Here is an 18,940-nt window from a genome sequence, read left to right as displayed (position 1 = left end):
TGAATAAGGTGTACAGCCGGATACTATTGGCATACCAAAAATAGCTTTATGGGGCTTTCCGTTCTGTGATTAAGCTCTCAACGGAGCAAGAGGTATTCCAGATGAGTATTTTTGACCATTTTGGCATGCCACTTAACGACGATAATTCCGTGCTGTCAGGTCGTTGCCAAAAAGCGTGATCGTGGCGGAGTTTTTGCGCTTCCCGCATCGCTTATACGGCGTAAGCTCTGTGTTAAACTGCAGATCATTACGTGAAAGCAGGAATGTAGAATGGTAACAATGCTGGATGTCTCACTGCGCGCGGGCGTGTCTAAGGCCACGGTATCGCGCGTGCTGAACGGCACGGGTCAGGTTAAAGAGAGTACGCGTCAGCAGGTGTTTGCGGCGATGGAAGAGCTGGGCTATCGGCCGAACTTTCTCGCGCGCTCGCTGGCTAACCAGACCAGCAACAGCATTGGTCTGGTCGTCTCGACCTTCGACGGCTTTTACTTTGGCCGCCTTCTCCAGCAGGCGTCGCGGCAGACCGAAACCCACGGGAAACAGCTTATCGTCACCGACGGTCACGACGCGCCGGAACAGGAAGAACAGGCGGTGCAGATGCTCGCCGATCGCCAGTGCGATGCCATCGTGCTTTATACGCGCTATATGAGCGAAAAAGCGATCATCAAACTGATGAACACCGTAAAAACACCGCTGGTGGTCATTAACCGTGAAGTGAGCCAGGCGCCGGATCGCTGTGTGTTCTTCGAACAGCAGGATGCCGCGTTTAAGGCCGTGGATTATCTGATCGAACAGGGCCATCGGGAGATCGCCTGTATCACCGTCCCGATCCATACCCCAACCGGGAAAGCGAGGCTGATGGGCTATCGCAAGGCGCTGGAAAAGCACGGCATCCGTCTGGACGAGCGTCGGATAAAGTACGGCGATGCGGGAATGACCGGGGGATATGAGCTGTGCAAGGAATTGATTGCCGACGGTGTATCGTTTAGCGCCCTGTTTGCCTGTAACGACGATATGGCGCTGGGCGCGTCCAAAGCGTTACACCAGGCGGGGCGTAAAATCCCGCAGGATATTTCACTGTTCGGCTTTGACGATGCCCCTAGCGCGAAATGGCTGGAACCTGCGCTCTCGTCGGTTTATCTGCCCATCGACAATATGATTGTCACGGCCATCGATCAGGCGATCCGGCTGGCAAAAAACCAGCCGGTCGATGCCATCCCACCGTTTACCGGCACGCTGGTCTTACGCGATTCGGTCACGACGGGGCCGTACTTACATCAGATGAGCTCTAACGCCAGCAGTTCCTGAATGGTCTGGCGGCGGCGGATCAGCCGCGCCTTGCCGTTATCAAACAGCACTTCCGGCAGCAGCGGGCGGCTATTGTAGTTAGAGGACATTGACGCCCCGTAAGCGCCGGTGTCGTGCAGCACAAGATAATCACCCGGTTTGACCTCTGGCAGCGCGCGGGTCTCCACTTTGCCGCCCTCCTGTTGGGTAAACACGTCACCCGATTCGCACAGCGGCCCCGCAATGACCGTCTCAACGCGTGGTGCCTGCGTTAAATCGCGTCCGTCGGCAGCCAGGGCGGTAATGTGGTGATAGCTGCCGTACATGGACGGACGCATCAGATCGTTAAAGCCTGCGTCAATCAATACAAAGTGGCGAGACCCCATCTCTTTCACGCTGCGCACCTGCGAAACCAGCACGCCGGCTTCCGCCACCAGGAAACGGCCCGGCTCAATTTCCAGTTTTACCGCGTGGCCCAAATGCGCGGCGATTTGATCGCGCGCGGCGCTCCACAGACCGTAATAGTGATCGGTATCAATCGCCTCTTCCCCTTCGCGATAAGGAATGGAGAGACCGCCACCGGCAGAGATCGCCTCCAGATCCTGACCGAAGTCGACAACCTGGCGCACCATCGCGCCGCACACCTGCTCCAGGTGGCCGTAATCGACGCCAGAGCCAATGTGCATATGAATCCCCACCAGCTTCAGGCCGTAGCGCTGTAATACCGCCAGCGCGGCAGGCATATCGGCATACCAGATCCCGTGCTTGCTGTTTTCGCCGCCGGTATTGGTTTTTTGGCTGTGGCCATGACCAAAGCCCGGGTTCACGCGCAGCCAGACGCGATGGCCGGGTGAAACCTCGCCCAGCTGCTCCAGCATATCCACAGAGCCGGCATTCACCGGGATCTGCAGCTCGTGGACGCGCGCAAGCGTCGCATCGTCGATCACATCGGCGGTAAAGACGATCGCGTCACCGTCGGCTTTCGGATCGTATCCGGCCGCCAGCGCGCGCTCGATTTCGCCGAGTGAAACGGAGTCGACCTTCACGCCCTGCTCACGCATCAGGCGCAGAATGTGGATATTGGAGCAGGCCTTCTGGGCAAAACGCACCACGTCAAACTGATGCAGGGCGGCGATCTTCTCGCGAACGATCTGCGCGTCGTAGACCCACACCGGGCAGCCAAACTCGGCGGGCAGGCGCAGCAGGTTGTCGGCGTTCAAATCGGTATCAGTCTGGTTCAGCGGGCGTGGCATGGTCTTCTCCGGATAAATGCGTTTTCATGATTACGCCACAGCACAAAGAGAATAAAAAATATCGTTTTATCGCGAGTCTATGCAAAAATGATATGGTTAGTTCTCTGCTTTCAGGTGCCCTATGCCCGCCGTCAATTTACGCCATATCGAGATTTTTCACGCCGTGATGACCACCGGCAATCTCACCGAAGCCGCACAGATGCTGCATACCTCGCAGCCGACGGTGAGCCGCGAGCTGGCGCGCTTCGAGAAAGTGCTGGGGTTGAAGCTGTTCGAACGTACCCGGGGCAGGCTTCACCCGACGGTACAAGGGTTACGCCTGTTCGAGGAAGTTCAGCGCTCCTGGTACGGGCTGGATAGAATAGTGAGTGCCGCGGAAAGCCTGCGCGAGTTTCGTCAGGGCGAGCTGTCGATCGTCTGCCTGCCCGTCTTTTCGCAATCCTTTTTGCCGATGCTGCTGCAACCCTTTCTGGCCCGATACCCGGAGGTCAGCCTCACCATCGTGCCTCAGGAATCACCTCTGCTTGAAGAGTGGCTTTCGGCTCAGCGCCATGATTTAGGCCTGACCGAAACCCTCTCCACGCCAGCGGGAACGGCGCGCACGGAGTTGCTCTCGTTAGATGAAGTGTGCGTTCTGCCCGCCGGGCATCGGCTTGCCGGTAACGCAGTGCTTACACCGGAGGATTTCCACGGGGAAAACTACATCAGCCTGTCGCAGACTGACAGTTATCGACAGCTGCTGGATACGCTGTTTGCCGAGCATCAGGTCAAACGCCGAATGGTGGTAGAAACGCACAGCGCGGCCTCGATTTGTGCGATGGTACGCGCAGGCGTCGGCGTCGCGGTGGTGAATCCGCTCACGGCGCTGGATTATGCGGAAAGTGGGATTGTTGTACGTCGGTTTAGTGTCTCAGTTCCTTTCACCGTTAGCCTAATCCGCCCACTGCATCGTCCGGCATCGGCGCTGGTGGAGGCGTTCAGTGAGCATCTGCAAGGAGGGTTAAGTCTATTGGCTGGCCAGCTAAATAGGATGTTGAATCAGACGCCCCACTGAACAGCGGGCGTCTGAAAACTCAGTTAAAACGTTTCGCGATGGCCGCAACACGCTCGCCGAATTTCACAGCGGTTTGCAGATCGCCACTGGCAATGGCGCCAGCATCAGCATCTGATGGAGACTGCACCAGCAAACCGACTGAACCGCCCAGATTATTAATATCCTGACGGGTTGCCGCGAGGGTATTTGACGGCGGTAGCCCCAGGCTCACCCAAATCCCACCGTGCTGAGAGGCCAGCGTTTGCAGGTATTGTAACGACACCTGCTTATCACCGTTCAGGCTGGCGCTGTTGCTGAAGCCCGCGAACACTTTGTCCTGCCAGCTACGCACGAACCAGGCTTTTGAGGTCGCATCAGCGAATTTCTTAAACTGCCACGGTACGCTTCCCATGTAGGTTGGCGCGCCAAAAATAATCGCTCTGGCATCGTTAAGTTTTTGCCAGTCGCTTTCCTGAATATCGCCATTGCTGTCAATGGCGATCAGCTCAGCCTGCGCGCCCTCGGCGACTGTTTCAGCAACGCGTTTGGTGTGGCCGTAGCCAGAATAATAGATAACTACAACGCTCATGATAGTTCTCCTGATGCAATATTGCCTTGTGAGTCAAACGATTAAGACGACTTTAAAATTGCTCTGCGAGCCCGTTGCCATTTTCGGTTCCCTGGTATCAAATAGAAACCTTACGTCGTTTTATACACGCAAACATTCATGGGCGTAAGAAGGCACCTTTATCTCACCTGGTTACCTCGAGGGAACCACCATGACCCAAACAGCAGTTCTGAAAAAGGAGATGCCTCCTTACAACGTGTTCGATGAACGCTGCCCGACCCGCGGCGTGCTGGCGCGTATCGCCGATAAGTGGGCACTGTTAATTCTTGCGCGCCTTGAGAATGGGCCGATGCGCTTTAGTCATCTTCAACGTGATATTCAGCGAATCACCAAAAAGGTGCTGACCCAGTCTTTACGCAAACTGGAACGTGATGGGCTGGTGTCGCGAAAGATATTCGCCACGGTACCTGTAACCGTCGAGTACAGCCTGACGCCGCTTGGCCAGACGTTAACCGAAACGGTGACTGTGCTTGCGCACTGGGTGGAAAATAATATTGATGCCATTGTGGCGGCGCAATCCGCTTATGACGCCGCCAACACGTAAACCTAAACCGGGTGCTCAGGACAACATAAACGCCACGGCATCGGCGGCATGAATTGCAGTGGTATCAAATACCGGGAGAGGGCTTCGCTCGACGGGTACCAGCAAACCAATCTCAGTGCAGCCGAAGATCACCCCTTCGGCCCCCTGCTGCCTAAGTTTATCGATAACGCTGACGTAATACGCGCGGGAAGCTTCGCTGAAGGTACCGAGGCAGAGCTCGTCAAAGATAATCTGATTGATGCGCGCCCGATCTTCTTCATCCGGGATCAGGCTTTCTATCCCAAATTCACTGTGTAAACGTCCGCGATAAAAATCCTGTTCCATGGTGTAGCGTGTACCCAAAAGCGCTACGCGGCGCATTCCGGATGCCGCAATCGCACGCCCGGTCGCGTCCGCGATATGCAGAAACGGCAGCGAGCAGCGGTCTTCAATATGCGACGCCACTTTGTGCATGGTATTGGTACAAAGCACTATCCCCCTGGCGCCGGCACGCTCCAGTCCCAGCGCCGCCTGGGCCAGGATCTCTCCGGCTTTATCCCACTCACCGCTCGACTGGCAGGCTTCGATTTCATGGAAATCAACGCTGTGCAGCAGCAGACTTGCGGAGTGCAGACCACCCAGACGCTGCTTTACCCCTTCATTAATCAGGCGGTAATAAGGGATTGTCGATTCCCAGCTCATACCACCTAACAGGCCGATCGTTTTCATCATCCCTCCTTATCTTTGGTCTCTTTTTTTAACACAACCGATGCACATAAAAAAAGGCGCTCTATTGAGCGCCTTTTTACACTGCAGATTTTATTTCGCCACCGGCTCTGGCGGCGAAGTACGGGTGTGCATCGCCTCGCGCAGTAACACGCTACCGCAGGCAAACAGGCCCCCAAGAAGCGCCGCCAGAACGACAATCAGAGCCTTGCCCGGGCCATCCTTTTTCACCGGCATGGAAGGAGTGAGCTGGTACCTGAATGGCTCAAGTTTAACATCGGCAAAGGAGAGATTTTTCAGCTGTGCCAGGTAGTATTCCCGGTTCTGAAAGTCCGCATTCAGTTCAGTCACGTCCTTCAGATTTTTTTCAATCTTCAGTTTTTGCGCGATACCGTCAGCACCGAGCGCAACGGAATAATCCGGGTCATCCTTTACGGCCTGCCCGTTGCTGTAGACCGGCTTCTTGATACCGGCGGCATTCGCCACTTCCAGGGAATAATTCAGTCGCTGCAGGTTGGTATTGTGAACATTGGTCAGACGAACACGATCCAGTTCCAGCTGCTGCTCAACAACGTTCGTCTTCAGGGCGATCTGGTTGCGGATATTCTGTACCGTCTCTTTTTCGACGATAGCCACGATATAATTGATATACCCCTCCAAAACGGTTTGCGCATCGCCTGCTGTTGGCGCAGTGAAGCTCAATGTCCAGGAGACAAAAGGCACTTTATCCGCGCCTTTTCCCTGATCGTCATTCACCGCTTTCATTCTGTCTGAGATGTTGACTATCGCGCGATGCAGATCGAGCGGATCCACCTCAACACCTTTAAGCTGCGATATCACATAAGGAGAGGATTTCATGTACTCTTCGAGCAATGACTGCGACTGAAACTTTTTAATAAAGAGATCAAAAATTTCTGGACGGGTAATTTTCACGTCCACGTCAAGCACCTGCAGCGCAACCAGCATCTGGCGCAGCGGATTCCACTGCGACTGCTCTGCCGGGGTGATCACCGCTTTACTGGTCCATTTTTGCGGCAGTAAAAATGAAACGGCCAGCCCCACCAGCGCGAAAGCAAAGACGATGGCGACGATACGTTTTTTCGCCGCCAGAAGGACCTCAAAAAGTCCCAGAAGATCGATCTCTTTTGCGCTTACAGCCGGGCCGGCATAACGGGGAAAGTCGAGGTCCGTGCTTTTTTTGAAATCCATTTCTGACATAGTGATTCTTCTTTTTCCGGATGCAACGCATCTCTTAACATTGATGGCGGTGGTCCGATAATACATCAACATAAGAAAAATCCTAATGCCTGTTCCCTCTCTGTGTCTACTCCCTACCAGAGTTAGTGGTGATCTTAGTCACATTTTTATTGTGATTAAGCCACCTTTCCCTTTCCAGTTACGGCACGTATTAAAACCTTCGGACGGGCAAAAAATCACCCGCCGATGTTCCGCAGTTTCTCTCCAGCCATCAGCTTGCGCTCGATGTGTTCCAGCGTCACGCCTTTGGTTTCCGGGATCAGCCAGAACGTGACGCCAATAAATGCCACATTCAGTACCGTATAGAGCCAGAACGTTCCCGCTGCGCCAATCGCGTCCAGCAGCGTCAGGAACGTCGCGCCGATGATCATGTTCGATACCCAGTTGGTTGTCGTGGAGCAGGTGATGCCAAAGTCACGGCATTTAAGCGGCTGAATTTCGGAGCACAGGATCCACACCACGGGCGCGGCGCTCATCGCGTAGCCTGCGATGCACATCATGGTCATCCCGACAGAAAGCCAGGAAAGTCCGCTTGACGCCGTGCCGTTATCAAACTGCATCAGGCAGTAACCGAGGATCAGCGTGCCGAGCGCCATCACGCTAAAGCCAATCTTCAGCGCAGGTTTACGGCCGGCTTTGTCCACGGTGAATACGGCAATAAAGGTGGCGAACATGAAGGTCAGCCCGACCACCAGGGTGGCGATCATCTGCTGTTCCGTGGTGGTGAACCCGGCCATTTTAAAAATACGCGGCGCGTAGTACATGATGATGTTCATGCCGGTGAACTGCTGCATCGCCTGCAGCAACATGCCGAGGAAGACCGCCCGGCGCACGTTGCGGTTGATCTTAAATAGCGCCCAGCCCCCCTGCTTCAGCTTCAGGCTTTCGCGGATCTCGTTCAGCTCTTCGCGCGCTTTCTCCGAGGTATCGCGCAGCATGCGCAGGACCTCTTCTGCCTCCACGTGGCGCCCTTTTTGCGCCAGCCAGCGCGGACTGTTCGGCAGGAAAATCACTAAGACAATCAGCACCACCGCTGGCAGCGCCAGCACGCCGAGCATTGCGCGCCAGTTGCCGCTGTAGCTGAAGTAGGTGTCAGACAGGAACGCCAGCACGATACCCAGCGTGACCATCAGTTGATACATGCTGATCATCTTGCCGCGCACGTTCTCACTCGCCATTTCTGAGAGATAAAGCGGCGCGGTGTAGGAGGCAATCCCCACCGCCACGCCCAGCAGCACGCGGGAAAGCAGCAGCACCTCTACGTTTGTCGCAAACGCGGAGCCGATCGAACCCGCGACGAACAGGATCGCCCCGACCATCAGGCTGTATTTGCGCCCCAGGCGGAACGATAGCCAGCCGTTAAATAGTGCCCCGATGGCCGCGCCGAGCATCATGCTGCTCACCACCCACTCCTGCAGACGGTTACTGAGGGTAAAGTGATCGGTAATAAAGGGCAGCGCTCCGGCAATGACGCCGATATCCAGTCCAAATAACAGGCCTGCCACGGCGGCGGCAATGGAGACAAACTGGTTCATGCGCCGGGTATCACGCAGCGCAGCGGGCATTAGGGTAGAGTCATTGATAGATGTCATATTTTTCCTGCCTCAACAGCAAAATTCGTTAACTGAAATTACGAGAAAGCGAGGAAAAGTGTCAGGCGGGAATTCGTGAAGATATGGATTATTTCGCTATGGCATCGCGATCTGTGATGGACATTACAATTTCAACTAATGCTGAAATTGCCACGTTTTTTATTAATTACCTAATATTTAAGCAATAAAAATGTGATACGCGTCATTCGTGAATTCTCAGTATGGATTTTTCATCTTATGTCATATGGATAATGGTAATTTTTAGCCAAAAAAAACCTCCACCTGAGGGCAGAGGTTCGTCATGCAGGTGGAATTAACGTGCCAGCCAGCCGCCATCGACCGCCACGGTGTAGCCGTTGATGTAATCCGATGCCGACGAGGCCAGAAAGACCACCGGCCCCATCAGATCGCGCGGAAGACCCCAGCGCCCCGCCGGAATACGATCGAGGATTTCCGCGCTACGCTGCTCGTCTGCACGCAGCTGCTGCGTATTGTTGGTCGCCATGTAGCCCGGCGCAATCGCATTCACATTGATGTTGTGCTTCGCCCACTCGTTTGCCAGAAGGCGGGTCACGCCCATCACGGCGCTTTTGGACGCGGTGTACGACGGCACGCGGATGCCGCCCTGGAACGAGAGCATGGAGGCAATATTCACGATCTTGCCGCCGTTCCCCTGCGCGATAAAGTGCTTTGCCGCCGCCTGGGACATGAAAAATACGCTCTTGATGTTCAAATCCATCACGTCATCCCAGTCGCGCTCGCTGAAGCTGATCGCATCTTCGCGGCGAATCAGCCCGGCGTTGTTGACCAGAATGTCGATATGACCGAATTCCGCCACCGCGCGATCCAGCAGTTCAGGAATGGCATCGATTTTACGCAGGTCGGCGGTCAGGCTCAGGAAACGGCGGCCCAGCGCCGTCACGCGTTCGAGGGTTTCAGTCGGTTCAACGATATTAATTCCGACGATATCGCAGCCCGCTTCCGCCAGGCCTAGCGCCATCCCCTGCCCCAGCCCGGTGTCACAGCCGGAAACCACAGCCACTTTCCCCTGCAGAGAGAATGCATCCAGAATCATGTTTATTCCTTACTCTTTCAGAGCCTGTCACTCACAGGCAGGTTTATGCTTCACTGCCCGCGACTAGCGCAAATCGCTGACCGCAACATGGTCCATATCATCGAAGACCTGATTTTCGCCCACCATTCCCCAGATAAAGGTGTAAGCTTTCGTCCCTACGCCGGAGTGAATAGACCAGCTCGGTGAAATCACCGCCTGCTCGTTGTGCATCACGATATGGCGCGTTTCCTGCGGCTGTCCCATCATGTGGAACACGCAGGCGTCTTCCTCCATGTTGAAGTAGAAGTAGACCTCCATTCGGCGCTCGTGGGTATGGCACGGCATGGTGTTCCACAGGTTGCCTGGCGCAAGCTCGGTCAATCCCATGCTGAGCTGGCAGGTCTCCAGCACGTCCGGCACGAAGTATTTATTGATGGTGCGGCGGTTGCTGGTGAGGTTGTCGCCCAGCGTCACGGGCGCGACGTCTGCCGGGGTCACTTTTTTGGTTGGACAGGTGGCGTGAGCCGGCGCGCAGTTATAGTAAAACTTCGCAGGCTTGCTGCCGTCGATGCTGGCAAAGACCACGTCTTTCGCCCCTTTACCCACGTACAGTGCCTCGCGATGGCCAATCTCATAGCAGTGTCCGTCTACGGTGATGGTGCCCGGCCCGCCGATGTTGATCACCCCCAGCTCGCGACGCTCGAGGAAATAATTTACGCCCAGCTGTTTACCGACCTCGCCGCCCACGGAGACGGTTTTCGTGACGGGCATAATGCCGCCCACAATAATACGGTCGATATGGCTGTAGACCATGGTGTACCTGTCGGCCTCGAATATCTGCTCGACTAAAAATGCCTTGCGCAGCCCCTGAGTATCCAGCGTTTTGGCGTGCGCGCTGTGGATGCTTTCTCTGACGTCCACGGTAACCTCCAGATGTGGTCATGCCCGAAGGCAGAAATAAACGAAACAGCGTTCCGTTTTTCATATTGAACACATACTATCGGCATAAAGCGGGCTTTTCAATTATATTTAAAACAACGTTTCATTTTTATTTTTGTTTATGACGAAAATGATGTTCGGATCACAATTAAACCGTCGGGAGAAAAAGGGCGCGAAAAAAAACCTCCCGGAGGAGGTCATTTTCAATAAGGAGAAGTTAGCGTTCGATGGCCAGCGCCACCCCTTGCCCGCCGCCTATACATAGTGTGGCAATCCCTTTGCGGGCATTGCGCTTTTTCATTTCGTGGACCAGCGAAACCAGGATCCGGCAGCCGGACGCCCCGATCGGATGGCCCAGCGCGATCGCGCCGCCGTTAACGTTGACCCGAAGGGGATCCCACTCCAGCATTTTTCCGACGGAGATCGCCTGCGCGGCATAGGCTTCGTTCACTTCGATCAGATCCACATCCGAAAGCTGCCACCCGGCACGCTCCAGACAGCGGCGAGTCGCGTAGACCGGTGCGATCCCCATTAACGCAGGATCAACCCCCACGCTGGCGAACGCCTTAATCCGGGCCAGCACGGGGAGATCGAGTTCAAGGGCTTTGCTTTCGCTCATCATCATCACGGCGGCAGCGCCGTCGTTAATGGAAGAGGCATTTCCCGCCGTCACCGAGCCCTGCATTTCAAACGCAGGATTCAGCCTCGCCAGCCCTTCAGCACTGGCGTCGGTGCGCGGCTGTTCATCGGTATCCACGACAATAAACTCACCGCTCTGACGCTGCGTGCTGACAGGGACAATTTCGTCGCGAAAACGACCGGAATCAATCGCCGCACGCGCTTTTTGCTGCGAGCTCAGCGCGTAGGCATCCTGCACTTCACGGCTGATGCCGTACTCGCGCGCCAGGTTTTCCGCCGTCACGCCCATATGATAGTCATTGAACGCATCCCACAGCCCGTCATGCACCAGGCTGTCGAGCAGCTGACTGTTGCCCAGCTGTGCGCCGGTACGGCTGTCGGTCAACACGTGCGGCGCGCGGCTCATATTCTCCTGCCCGCCCGCAATGATCACGTCCGCTTCACCACACTGAATGGCCTGCGTCGCGAGATGCAGCGCTTTTAATCCTGAGCCACAGACGTCGTTAATGGTGATGGCGGAGACGGTATTGGGCAGCCCGCCCTTCAGCGCCGCCTGACGCGCAGGGTTTTGCCCGGCACCGGCCGTGAGAACCTGTCCCAGGATCACCTCATCAACTTCATGTGCTGCGATCCCGCTACGTTCCACCAGCGCTTTCACCACCACGCTCCCCAGGTCAACCGCCGAGTGACGCGCAAGCGCTCCCTGAAAACAGCCGATAGCTGTACGCAACGCACCCACTATTACGACATCTTTCATCACGACCTCTGTGTTAAATGACATGACGATAGTAGAGGATTGTTACTGGCAATTATCTTAATTGTTTAAAAATAGTGAGTTTAATCACAAGGATCAGCGCGCATCCTGCAGATACTGTCGCAGCCAGCTTCCGGCAACGCCGGGAGGGGATCGCTTATTCCACAGCAGATCGATGCCGATCGCCCGCGGCCAGCCGGGAACATTGAGCTGTACCAGGGATTTCGCGGCGGCAAACTCATCCACCAGCGCGCACGGCAAGACGCACCAGCCAAATCCCTGAACCGCCATACTCAAGAGTAACAGGTAATTCGGGGCTGACCAGACGGGCCCGCGCGCGATCTCCGCCTCGCGCTCAAGATAGGTGCTCAGCCGCAGCTCTCGCCAGCCGTGGAGCTCGTCACGCTGAACGTCATGTTGTCCAGCGAGCGGATGCGTGGTCGCGACATAGATCGCCATGCGGGTCTGCATCGGCAGCCGGATGGCGCCGATATCCGTAGGATAACCGTCTCGCGCTTCCGTCAGGCCAACCTGCGCTCGCTCCTTTTGCAGCAGATCGATCACGTCCTCCTCCTCGCCAATCAGACATTCGAATTCCGTATGGGGAAAGCGCGCGTCAAACTGTTTCATCATCTCTTCCAGCACGTCCGGGTTAAGGGTATCGGAAAGGACAAACGTCAGACGCGCCTCCGTTTGCGCCGTTAACGACACCGCCAGCTCGTCCAGCCGCGTGCTGGCGGCCAGGATGGCCTGCACGTAGCCCAGCACCTGTTCCCCCTGGGCCGTTAACACCGGCTGGCGCGCCGAGCGGTCAAACAGCTCGAAACCGAGATCGGCTTCAAGATTGGCAATGGACGTGCTGATCGTCGACTGGCTTTTACGCAGCCGGCGGGCGGCCGCAGAAAAAGAGCCCGCCGCAACGGTCTCGACAAATGCGTTAAGGGCTTCGGGTGAATAGCGCATAACCTATCTACTTTAACGATGGATACTATCTTTAATATATCAGCTTTAGCGATGAAAATAGGCCACATCAACGCCCATACCGGCGAATTAATGAGGTCTGTGATTATGCAACATCAGGATGCACTCCAACGTAAACTGCCGGAGCGGATCTTTCATGCTGTCTGTTTTGAAGGGATTGCGACGGCGATCCTCGCCCCTACGGCGGCGTGGCTCATGCAGCGTTCCGTGGTGGAGATGGGTGGGTTGACCATTATTCTGGCCACCACCGCCATGCTGTGGAACATTATTTATAACTTCGGCTTCGACCGTTTCTGGCCGGTTCAGCGCGTCAAACGTACGGCAAAAGTGCGTGCGCTGCATGCGCTGGGGTTTGAATGCGGGTTTATTGTGATTGGCGTGTCGATTGTCGCCGCCGTGCTGGGCGTCACCCTGCTTCAGGCATTCACGCTGGAAATAGGTTTCTTCCTGTTCTTCCTGCCGTACACCATGTTCTACAACTGGGCATACGATTGCCTTCGCGATAAATTTCTTAAGCGTCGCCAGCAACGGCGCGCCCTGGCAGGCTAAACCACCTCTGGCCGGACGCCCGTTCCGGCCAAACTCCTTCGAAGCAACTGCGCTCTCCGTGCATAACTATGGTAAATTGCACTCCATTCCGATGGTTTGATAGTTGATACGTTGCTCTAATGTCGAAAATTTGGTCAAAAGATGAGACTCTCTGGAGTTTCGCTCTCTACGGCACGGCCGTGGGCGCAGGAACGCTGTTTTTGCCCATTCAGCTGGGCTCAGCAGGCGCTATCGTCCTGTTTATTACTGCCCTCGTGGCCTACCCCTTAACCTACTGGCCGCACCGGGCGCTGGCGCAATTTATCCTGTCGTCCAAAACAAAAGGCAACGAAGGGATCACCGGCGCCGTGTCGCACTACTACGGCAGGAAGATTGGCAATCTGATCACCACGCTCTATTTCATCGCCTTCTTTGTGGTGGTGCAGATTTATGCGGTGGCCATCACCAACTCACTCACGGAACAGCTGGCAAAACACCTGACGGTGGATACCGCCGTTCGCGTGCTGGTCAGCCTGGGGGTGGTGCTGGTCCTGAATCTGATCTTCCTGATGGGACGGCATATCACGATAAAAGTGATGGGCTTCCTGGTGTTTCCGCTGATTGCCTACTTCCTTTTTGTCTCGCTCTATCTGATCGGCAGCTGGCAACCTTCGCTGCTGACCAGCCAGATGGCCGTCGATCGCCATACGCTGCACCAGGTCTGGATTTCGATTCCGGTGATGGTGTTTGCGTTCAGCCATACCCCGATTATCTCCACATTTGCCGTTGACCGTCGCGAGAAATTTGCCGACGGCGCAATGGATAAATGCAAGAAAATCATGAAGGTGGCGTACCTGATTATCTGCCTGAGCGTGCTGTTCTTTGTCTTCAGCTGCCTGCTCTCTATTCCACCGTCGTACATTGTGACCGCCAAAGAGCAAGGGGTGACGATCCTGTCCGCGCTGTCGATGATGCCTTCTTCACCGGCGTGGTTGGGGATTTCCGGGATTATCGTGGCGATTATTGCGATGTCGAAATCGTTCCTCGGCACCTATTTTGGGGTGATTGAAGGGGCAACGGAGATCGTGAAGTCGTCGCTCAATCAGGTGGGCGTGAAAAAGAGCCGCGCCTTTAACCGAGCGATTTCCATTATGGGGGTGTCGTTAATCACCTTTGCCGTCTGCTGCATTAACCCGAACGCCATTTCGATGATTTACGCCATCAGCGGCCCGCTTATCGCCATGATCCTGTTTATCATGCCGACGCTGTCGACGTATCTGCTCCCCTCCCTGAAACAGTACCGTTCCATTGGCAACCTGCTGACGCTGATCGTCGGAGTGCTGTGCGTGTCGGTGATGTTTGTCGGCTAATCTCCTTTGATGCCCGGCGCTCTGCCGGGCATGTCATTTAGTCTCGTCCCGTGACGTCCAGCGGAAAAGGTCTGTCCTGCACCACCGTTTTCATCACCAGCGTAGAGCGAAGATGCTGCACGCCAGGCATGGCGGAAAGTTTCTCGTCATAGAGCTTCTGGAAAGCGGAGAGGTCGCGGGTCACGACGTGCATCAGATAATCGGGATCGCCAAACAGACGCTGCGCCAGCACGATCTGCGGAATTTCCTCCACCGCCGCTTCAAACGCGCTAACCGCCTTTCGGTCCCCCTCTTTCAGCGTCGCAAAGACGATCGCCAGGAAGTTAAACCCCATTTTAGCCGGATCCAGGCTGGCACGGTATCCCGTTATGGCCCCGCTTTGCTCCAGCGCCCGCACGCGACGATGGCAGGGTGAGAGGCTCAGATTAACCCGCTCAGCCAGCTCGGTAAGCGACAGGCGTCCATCAGACTGGAGCGCCGCAAGAATTTTTCGATCGATGCTGTCCATTTGGAAGATTTTCTCAATTTCACCGTGTTATCAGCATAACATTGAAAGCCTATTTCGCAGGGTTAACGATATTCTTTTTCGCAACGTTTAACGCACTGCGGGAGTTTTCAGAACGATGGAAATGAGTATTGTGGCCGGCTTTTGGGTGGTTTCGTTTCTGCTCATCATGACGCCAGGCGCCGACTGGGCCTACGCCATTAGCGCCGGGATTAACGGGCGACGCGTGGTACCGGCGGTGCTGGGGCTGATGTCAGGGCATCTGTTAGCCACGCTCATTGTCGTGGCTGGCGTGGGGGTCGTGATTGCTCAACATCCGCTGGCGTTAACCGGGCTGACCCTCGCGGGGGCCGCGTATCTCCTGTGGCTCGGCATCGGACTGTTGCGTCACCCTGCCGCCCCGGAAAAGGCGAGCCACCACGCGGGAAACTGGCGACAGTGGGCGGTGAAAGGGCTCTGCATTAGCGGCCTAAACCCGAAGGTTTTTTTGCTGTTCCTGGCCCTGCTTCCGCAGTTTACAGACCCGACCGGAAGCTGGTCGATAGCGATGCAGATGTCTGCGCTTGGGATGATGCACCTTATCACCTGTACGCTGGTCTATCTGCTGGTGGGGTATGGTTCGAAAGCGGTGCTGGCGACCCGACCACAGGCGGCGCGTCTGGTGAGCAGGGCATCGGGAGGGTTAATGGTGCTGATAGCGCTGGTATTGCTGTATGAGCAGGTGAGATAAAAAAACACCGGCCATCGCCGGTGTTATTTACGCGCGAATATCGTCATATTCCCGCGTTTTATCAAACTCATGCTTCGCGAACGGGCACAGCGGAATTATTTTGCGGTTCTCACCGCGCATCTTCTCCACCACTTTCGCCACCAGCTGTTTACCGACCCCTTGCCCTTTCAGGCTCTCATCCACATCGGTATGCTCAATGATGCTCAGGTGCTCGCCGGTCGGCACGAAGACAATCTCCGCGACCTGATTACCGTTCGCATCATTCACGTAAAACTTGTTATGGCCTTCCAGAATATCCATGGTTCCTCGCTTATTTTTGGCGATACTTCAGCGCACCGCTCGGGCAGGTATCAATCACGCGGACAACCGTTTCAACGTCCACTTCATCGGGAATAATCCACGGTTTACGTTTCAGATTAAACAGCTTTGCGCTGCCACGCACGCAGTTACCTGAGTGTTTGCAGATCCCGGTATTGAAGTAAACGTCAATTTTCTCGCCGGTATAGGCCCGGTAACCCGCATCCAGTAGTTCTTTATCCATGACATTGCCTCTGTAATTATTATCGTGCTGAATGAAGAATAGCCTGACGGGATCCTGATGGCTATAACGCCGAAAACGAAAAGCCAGGTCACAACTCTTTTCTTGCCAGATTGCGTCCGCTATTTGCCCATGTCAGGCTCGGCAAATGTCACTTTTACATAACATCCGCAGGTTGAATGAAACGCAGACTCTCTTTTCAGGTAAAGCTATTTTTAGCGCTGGTGTGCTTCTCCTGCCTGCTGTTAGTTCTGCTGGGAACGATCCTGTTTCATTTTATTGACCGGCAGCTCCATCACGATCTCGGCCAGCGTGCCCGGGTTCAGGCCAGCCAGATCGCGCTGATGCCGGGTCTGGCGGCAATGGTTGCGGCCAGAGATATCCCCGGCATCGCCCGGTTAATTCAGCCGCTGCGCGCCGAAAGCGATGCCAGCTACATTGTGATTGGCGATACCGAGGAACAGCACCTCTATCATTCGGAATCCCCGGAGCGCATTAATTTACCGATGATCGGCGGGGACAATGCGGAGGTGTTAAAGGGTAAAACCATTATTTCCGTGCGTCAGGGTGGGATTGGCGTGTCGCTACGCAGCAAAGCCCCCATCTTCAATGCGCAGCATCAGGTGATTGGCATTGTCTCGGTCGGCTATCTGACATCCTATATTGCCAACATAAATGCCCGCATTCTCTGGCAGTCCGGGCTGTACGGCGCGGGTCTTCTTCTGCTGCTGTTTATGTTCTCCTGGCTGTTTACCCGCAATCTCAAAAAACAGATGTTCCGACTGGAGCCGAAAGATATCGCTCAGCTGGTTTTGCAGCAGCGCGCGCTATTAGAAGCCATGTATGAGGGGGTATTTGCCGTCAATGAAGAGAAGCAGCTGATTTTAATTAACCGCGCCGCACGAGAAATGCTGGATATTCGGCAAAGTGAGAAAGAACTTATCGGCAAACCGCTGGAAGACGTTCTGCAGACGTCACCGGGCTTTTTATCTCAGCGCTACGCCTCGGTGAGCAGCGGCCGCCACGACCAGATTGCTGTTCTTAACCAGCGCGAGGTGATCGTCAACCGCGTGGCGATTGAGGTTGAACCCGGCGTTGAAAGCGGCTGGGTCTACAGCTTTCGCGACAAAAATGACATCAACACCCTCAGCAGCCAGCTCAGCCAGATCAAGCGCTATGCGGATAACCTGCGCATTATGCGCCACGAGCAGCTGAACTGGACCGCCACGCTGGTGGGATTACTGCAGATGAAACACTATGACGAGGCGATCCGTTACATCCAGATACAGTCCGAAGGCGCGCAACGCGTGCTGGATTTTGTCTCCGCCCGCTTTTCCTCTCCCGCGCTGTGTGGTCTGCTGTTAGGAAAATACGTCAGCGCGCGCGAGAAAGGGATCGAGCTGCTGTTTGACCCCGCCTGCCAGCTCACCCGTATGCCCGCCACGCTCAACGAAACGGAGCTGATGTCGGTTATTGGTAATCTGCTGGATAACGCGGTGGACGCAACCCTTAAAGCACCGGTCCTCGCGCCGGTAGAACTCTATATTTCTGACCGTAACCAGGAGCTGCTGATCGAGGTGGCCGACCGGGGTTGCGGGGTGGAGGATGCGATGAAGCCGCATATTTTCCGCCAGGGATTCAGCAGCAAACCGGAACGTGAAAACGACATTGTGGGCACCGAGCACGGTATTGGCCTGTTCCTGGTGGCAGGATATATCGACAAGGCCGGCGGCAGTATTGAGATTGCCGACAACACGCCACAAGGGACTATTTTTTCTGTGTTTATTCCGAATGGGCAAAAGCATGACCCGAGCACTTGATGTTGTGATCGTTGAAGATGAGCCGCACCTGGCGGAGCTGCATCGCGAGTATATCGAGCAGAATTTTCATTTGCGCGTGGTGGGCATCGCCGCGTCGATTGAGCAGGCATGCAGCCTGATTCGTCAGCATCAGCCGCGGCTTATCCTGCTGGACAACTATCTTCCGGACGGTAAAGGCGTGGAGCTCATCGATAACCCGCTGCTGAAAAGCTACGAATGCTCGGTGATCTTCATCACCGCCGCCAGCGATATGCAAACCTGCAGCCACGCCATGCGCAGCGGCGCGTTTGACTACCTCATCAAGCCCGTCTTTTTCCAGCGCCTGCACGCCTCGCTGGAGCGGTTTATGCGCTTCATCCACACCGTGCAGCAGGTGAAGGTGGTCGACCAGCATGCGCTGGATCGCCTGTTTAATCTGCCTGCCGCGGAATCCTCAGCTACGCCGTCCACGAAGGGTATTGAGCCCCAGACGCTGGAACGCATTAAACGCCTGTTCGCCGAACATCCCGACAATGCGATGTCGGTTGAGGAGGTGGTGGAAAACGTGGGGATCAGCAAAACCACGGGGCGTCGCTATCTTGAATATTGCGTGGAGAGCGGGTTAATCAGCGTCGAAATGCTGTATGGCAATATTGGTCATCCACGCCGGTTATACCGCAAAGCCCCCGATAAACCGTAATCCAGAACCGTTCGTAAGCTAACGTTCGCGGATTTTATGGTGTTAATTGCTGAAACGACGGCGACAATCACACTTCGGTATCATTATCCGCTCCCCCCTATTGT

Annotated in this window: 20 protein-coding genes; 8 read left to right on the top strand and 12 right to left on the bottom strand. The window is 55.3% G+C overall.

Annotated features, from left to right (window positions below; translation table 11 throughout):
• The first annotated feature begins 270 nt into the window (after positions 1-270).
• Complete coding sequence (locus AC0TN7_RS14280) at positions 271-1,308, top strand: LacI family DNA-binding transcriptional regulator (RefSeq protein ID WP_024909306.1); 1,038 nt, start codon at positions 271-273, stop codon at positions 1,306-1,308.
• On the opposite strand, the gene lysA is transcribed toward AC0TN7_RS14280, so the two are convergent.
• A complete protein-coding gene (lysA, locus tag AC0TN7_RS14275; RefSeq protein ID WP_248165672.1) occupies positions 1,278-2,540 on the bottom strand; it encodes a diaminopimelate decarboxylase in 1,263 nt (420 codons plus the stop codon). The genes AC0TN7_RS14280 and lysA overlap by 31 nt on opposite strands.
• A gap of 121 nt (positions 2,541-2,661) precedes the next feature.
• Between lysA and AC0TN7_RS14270 the strand changes: the two genes are divergently transcribed.
• The gene (locus AC0TN7_RS14270; protein ID WP_473702222.1) at positions 2,662-3,594 is read left to right on the top strand and encodes a LysR family transcriptional regulator; all 933 of its coding nucleotides are present in this window, start codon (positions 2,662-2,664) and stop codon (positions 3,592-3,594) included.
• Positions 3,595-3,613: 19 nt separating this feature from the next.
• On the opposite strand, the gene AC0TN7_RS14265 is transcribed toward AC0TN7_RS14270, so the two are convergent.
• Complete coding sequence (locus tag AC0TN7_RS14265) at positions 3,614-4,162, bottom strand: flavodoxin family protein (RefSeq protein ID WP_032645441.1); 549 nt, start codon at positions 4,160-4,162, stop codon at positions 3,614-3,616.
• A 190-nt stretch (positions 4,163-4,352) separates the two neighbouring features.
• On the opposite strand from AC0TN7_RS14265, the gene AC0TN7_RS14260 reads away from it, so the two are divergent.
• The gene (locus AC0TN7_RS14260; RefSeq protein WP_073961475.1) at positions 4,353-4,745 is read left to right on the top strand and encodes a winged helix-turn-helix transcriptional regulator; all 393 of its coding nucleotides are present in this window, start codon (positions 4,353-4,355) and stop codon (positions 4,743-4,745) included.
• Positions 4,746-4,760: 15 nt separating this feature from the next.
• On the opposite strand, the gene AC0TN7_RS14255 is transcribed toward AC0TN7_RS14260, so the two are convergent.
• The 7 genes from AC0TN7_RS14255 to AC0TN7_RS14225 all read right to left on the bottom strand — a co-directional run bounded on the left by AC0TN7_RS14255 (position 4,761) and on the right by AC0TN7_RS14225 (position 12,648).
• On the bottom strand, positions 4,761-5,453 hold the full coding sequence (locus tag AC0TN7_RS14255) for an aspartate/glutamate racemase (protein ID WP_024909311.1): 693 nt from the start codon (positions 5,451-5,453) through the stop codon (positions 4,761-4,763).
• Positions 5,454-5,543: 90 nt separating this feature from the next.
• The gene (gene wzz(fepE), locus AC0TN7_RS14250) at positions 5,544-6,668 is read right to left on the bottom strand and encodes an LPS O-antigen length regulator Wzz(fepE) (protein WP_024909312.1); all 1,125 of its coding nucleotides are present in this window, start codon (positions 6,666-6,668) and stop codon (positions 5,544-5,546) included.
• Positions 6,669-6,883: 215 nt separating this feature from the next.
• On the bottom strand, positions 6,884-8,299 hold the full coding sequence (gene araE / locus AC0TN7_RS14245) for an arabinose-proton symporter AraE (protein WP_024909313.1): 1,416 nt from the start codon (positions 8,297-8,299) through the stop codon (positions 6,884-6,886).
• Between the two features lie 313 nt (positions 8,300-8,612).
• Positions 8,613-9,374, bottom strand: coding sequence for a 2-dehydro-3-deoxy-D-gluconate 5-dehydrogenase KduD (gene kduD, locus AC0TN7_RS14240; RefSeq protein WP_024909314.1), 762 nt, complete (start codon positions 9,372-9,374; stop codon positions 8,613-8,615).
• Between the two features lie 63 nt (positions 9,375-9,437).
• On the bottom strand, positions 9,438-10,274 hold the full coding sequence (gene kduI / locus AC0TN7_RS14235; protein WP_061714518.1) for a 5-dehydro-4-deoxy-D-glucuronate isomerase: 837 nt from the start codon (positions 10,272-10,274) through the stop codon (positions 9,438-9,440).
• A 235-nt stretch (positions 10,275-10,509) separates the two neighbouring features.
• Positions 10,510-11,688: an acetyl-CoA C-acetyltransferase gene (locus tag AC0TN7_RS14230; RefSeq protein ID WP_024909316.1), complete on the bottom strand. Its 1,179-nt coding sequence runs from the start codon at positions 11,686-11,688 to the stop codon at positions 10,510-10,512.
• A gap of 93 nt (positions 11,689-11,781) precedes the next feature.
• Positions 11,782-12,648, bottom strand: coding sequence for a LysR family transcriptional regulator (locus AC0TN7_RS14225; RefSeq protein ID WP_032648159.1), 867 nt, complete (start codon positions 12,646-12,648; stop codon positions 11,782-11,784).
• Positions 12,649-12,753: 105 nt separating this feature from the next.
• On the opposite strand from AC0TN7_RS14225, the gene AC0TN7_RS14220 reads away from it, so the two are divergent.
• A complete protein-coding gene (locus AC0TN7_RS14220) occupies positions 12,754-13,215 on the top strand; it encodes a multidrug/biocide efflux PACE transporter (RefSeq protein ID WP_024909318.1) in 462 nt (153 codons plus the stop codon).
• 119 nt (positions 13,216-13,334) lie between these two features.
• Positions 13,335-14,564, top strand: coding sequence for an amino acid permease (locus tag AC0TN7_RS14215; protein ID WP_463727290.1), 1,230 nt, complete (start codon positions 13,335-13,337; stop codon positions 14,562-14,564).
• Between the two features lie 37 nt (positions 14,565-14,601).
• On the opposite strand, the gene AC0TN7_RS14210 is transcribed toward AC0TN7_RS14215, so the two are convergent.
• Positions 14,602-15,072 carry an Lrp/AsnC family transcriptional regulator gene (locus AC0TN7_RS14210; protein ID WP_090418540.1) on the bottom strand — a complete coding sequence of 157 codons (471 nt, stop codon included), beginning with the start codon at positions 15,070-15,072 and terminating at the stop codon, positions 14,602-14,604.
• 115 nt (positions 15,073-15,187) lie between these two features.
• On the opposite strand from AC0TN7_RS14210, the gene AC0TN7_RS14205 reads away from it, so the two are divergent.
• Positions 15,188-15,799, top strand: a complete 612-nt coding sequence (locus tag AC0TN7_RS14205; RefSeq protein ID WP_473702221.1) for a LysE family translocator — start codon at positions 15,188-15,190, stop codon at positions 15,797-15,799.
• A 27-nt stretch (positions 15,800-15,826) separates the two neighbouring features.
• Here the strand turns inward: AC0TN7_RS14205 and AC0TN7_RS14200 are convergent, their stop codons facing one another.
• A complete protein-coding gene (locus AC0TN7_RS14200) occupies positions 15,827-16,099 on the bottom strand; it encodes a GNAT family N-acetyltransferase (RefSeq protein WP_008499687.1) in 273 nt (90 codons plus the stop codon).
• Positions 16,100-16,109: 10 nt separating this feature from the next.
• The gene (gene yjdI / locus AC0TN7_RS14195) at positions 16,110-16,340 is read right to left on the bottom strand and encodes a 4Fe-4S mono-cluster protein YjdI (protein WP_008499689.1); all 231 of its coding nucleotides are present in this window, start codon (positions 16,338-16,340) and stop codon (positions 16,110-16,112) included.
• A gap of 176 nt (positions 16,341-16,516) precedes the next feature.
• Between yjdI and AC0TN7_RS14190 the strand changes: the two genes are divergently transcribed.
• Both AC0TN7_RS14190 and AC0TN7_RS14185 read left to right on the top strand, forming a co-directional pair.
• Positions 16,517-18,157 carry an ATP-binding protein gene (locus AC0TN7_RS14190; protein ID WP_024909322.1) on the top strand — a complete coding sequence of 547 codons (1,641 nt, stop codon included), beginning with the start codon at positions 16,517-16,519 and terminating at the stop codon, positions 18,155-18,157.
• Positions 18,141-18,836, top strand: a complete 696-nt coding sequence (locus tag AC0TN7_RS14185; protein ID WP_024909323.1) for a response regulator — start codon at positions 18,141-18,143, stop codon at positions 18,834-18,836. Before AC0TN7_RS14190 ends, AC0TN7_RS14185 begins: the two co-directional genes overlap by 17 nt.
• Positions 18,837-18,940: the final 104 nt, after the last annotated feature.

This window comes from Enterobacter sp. PL_is511 (genome assembly GCF_055816065.1).
This window is presented reverse-complemented; position numbering and strand designations above follow the sequence as displayed.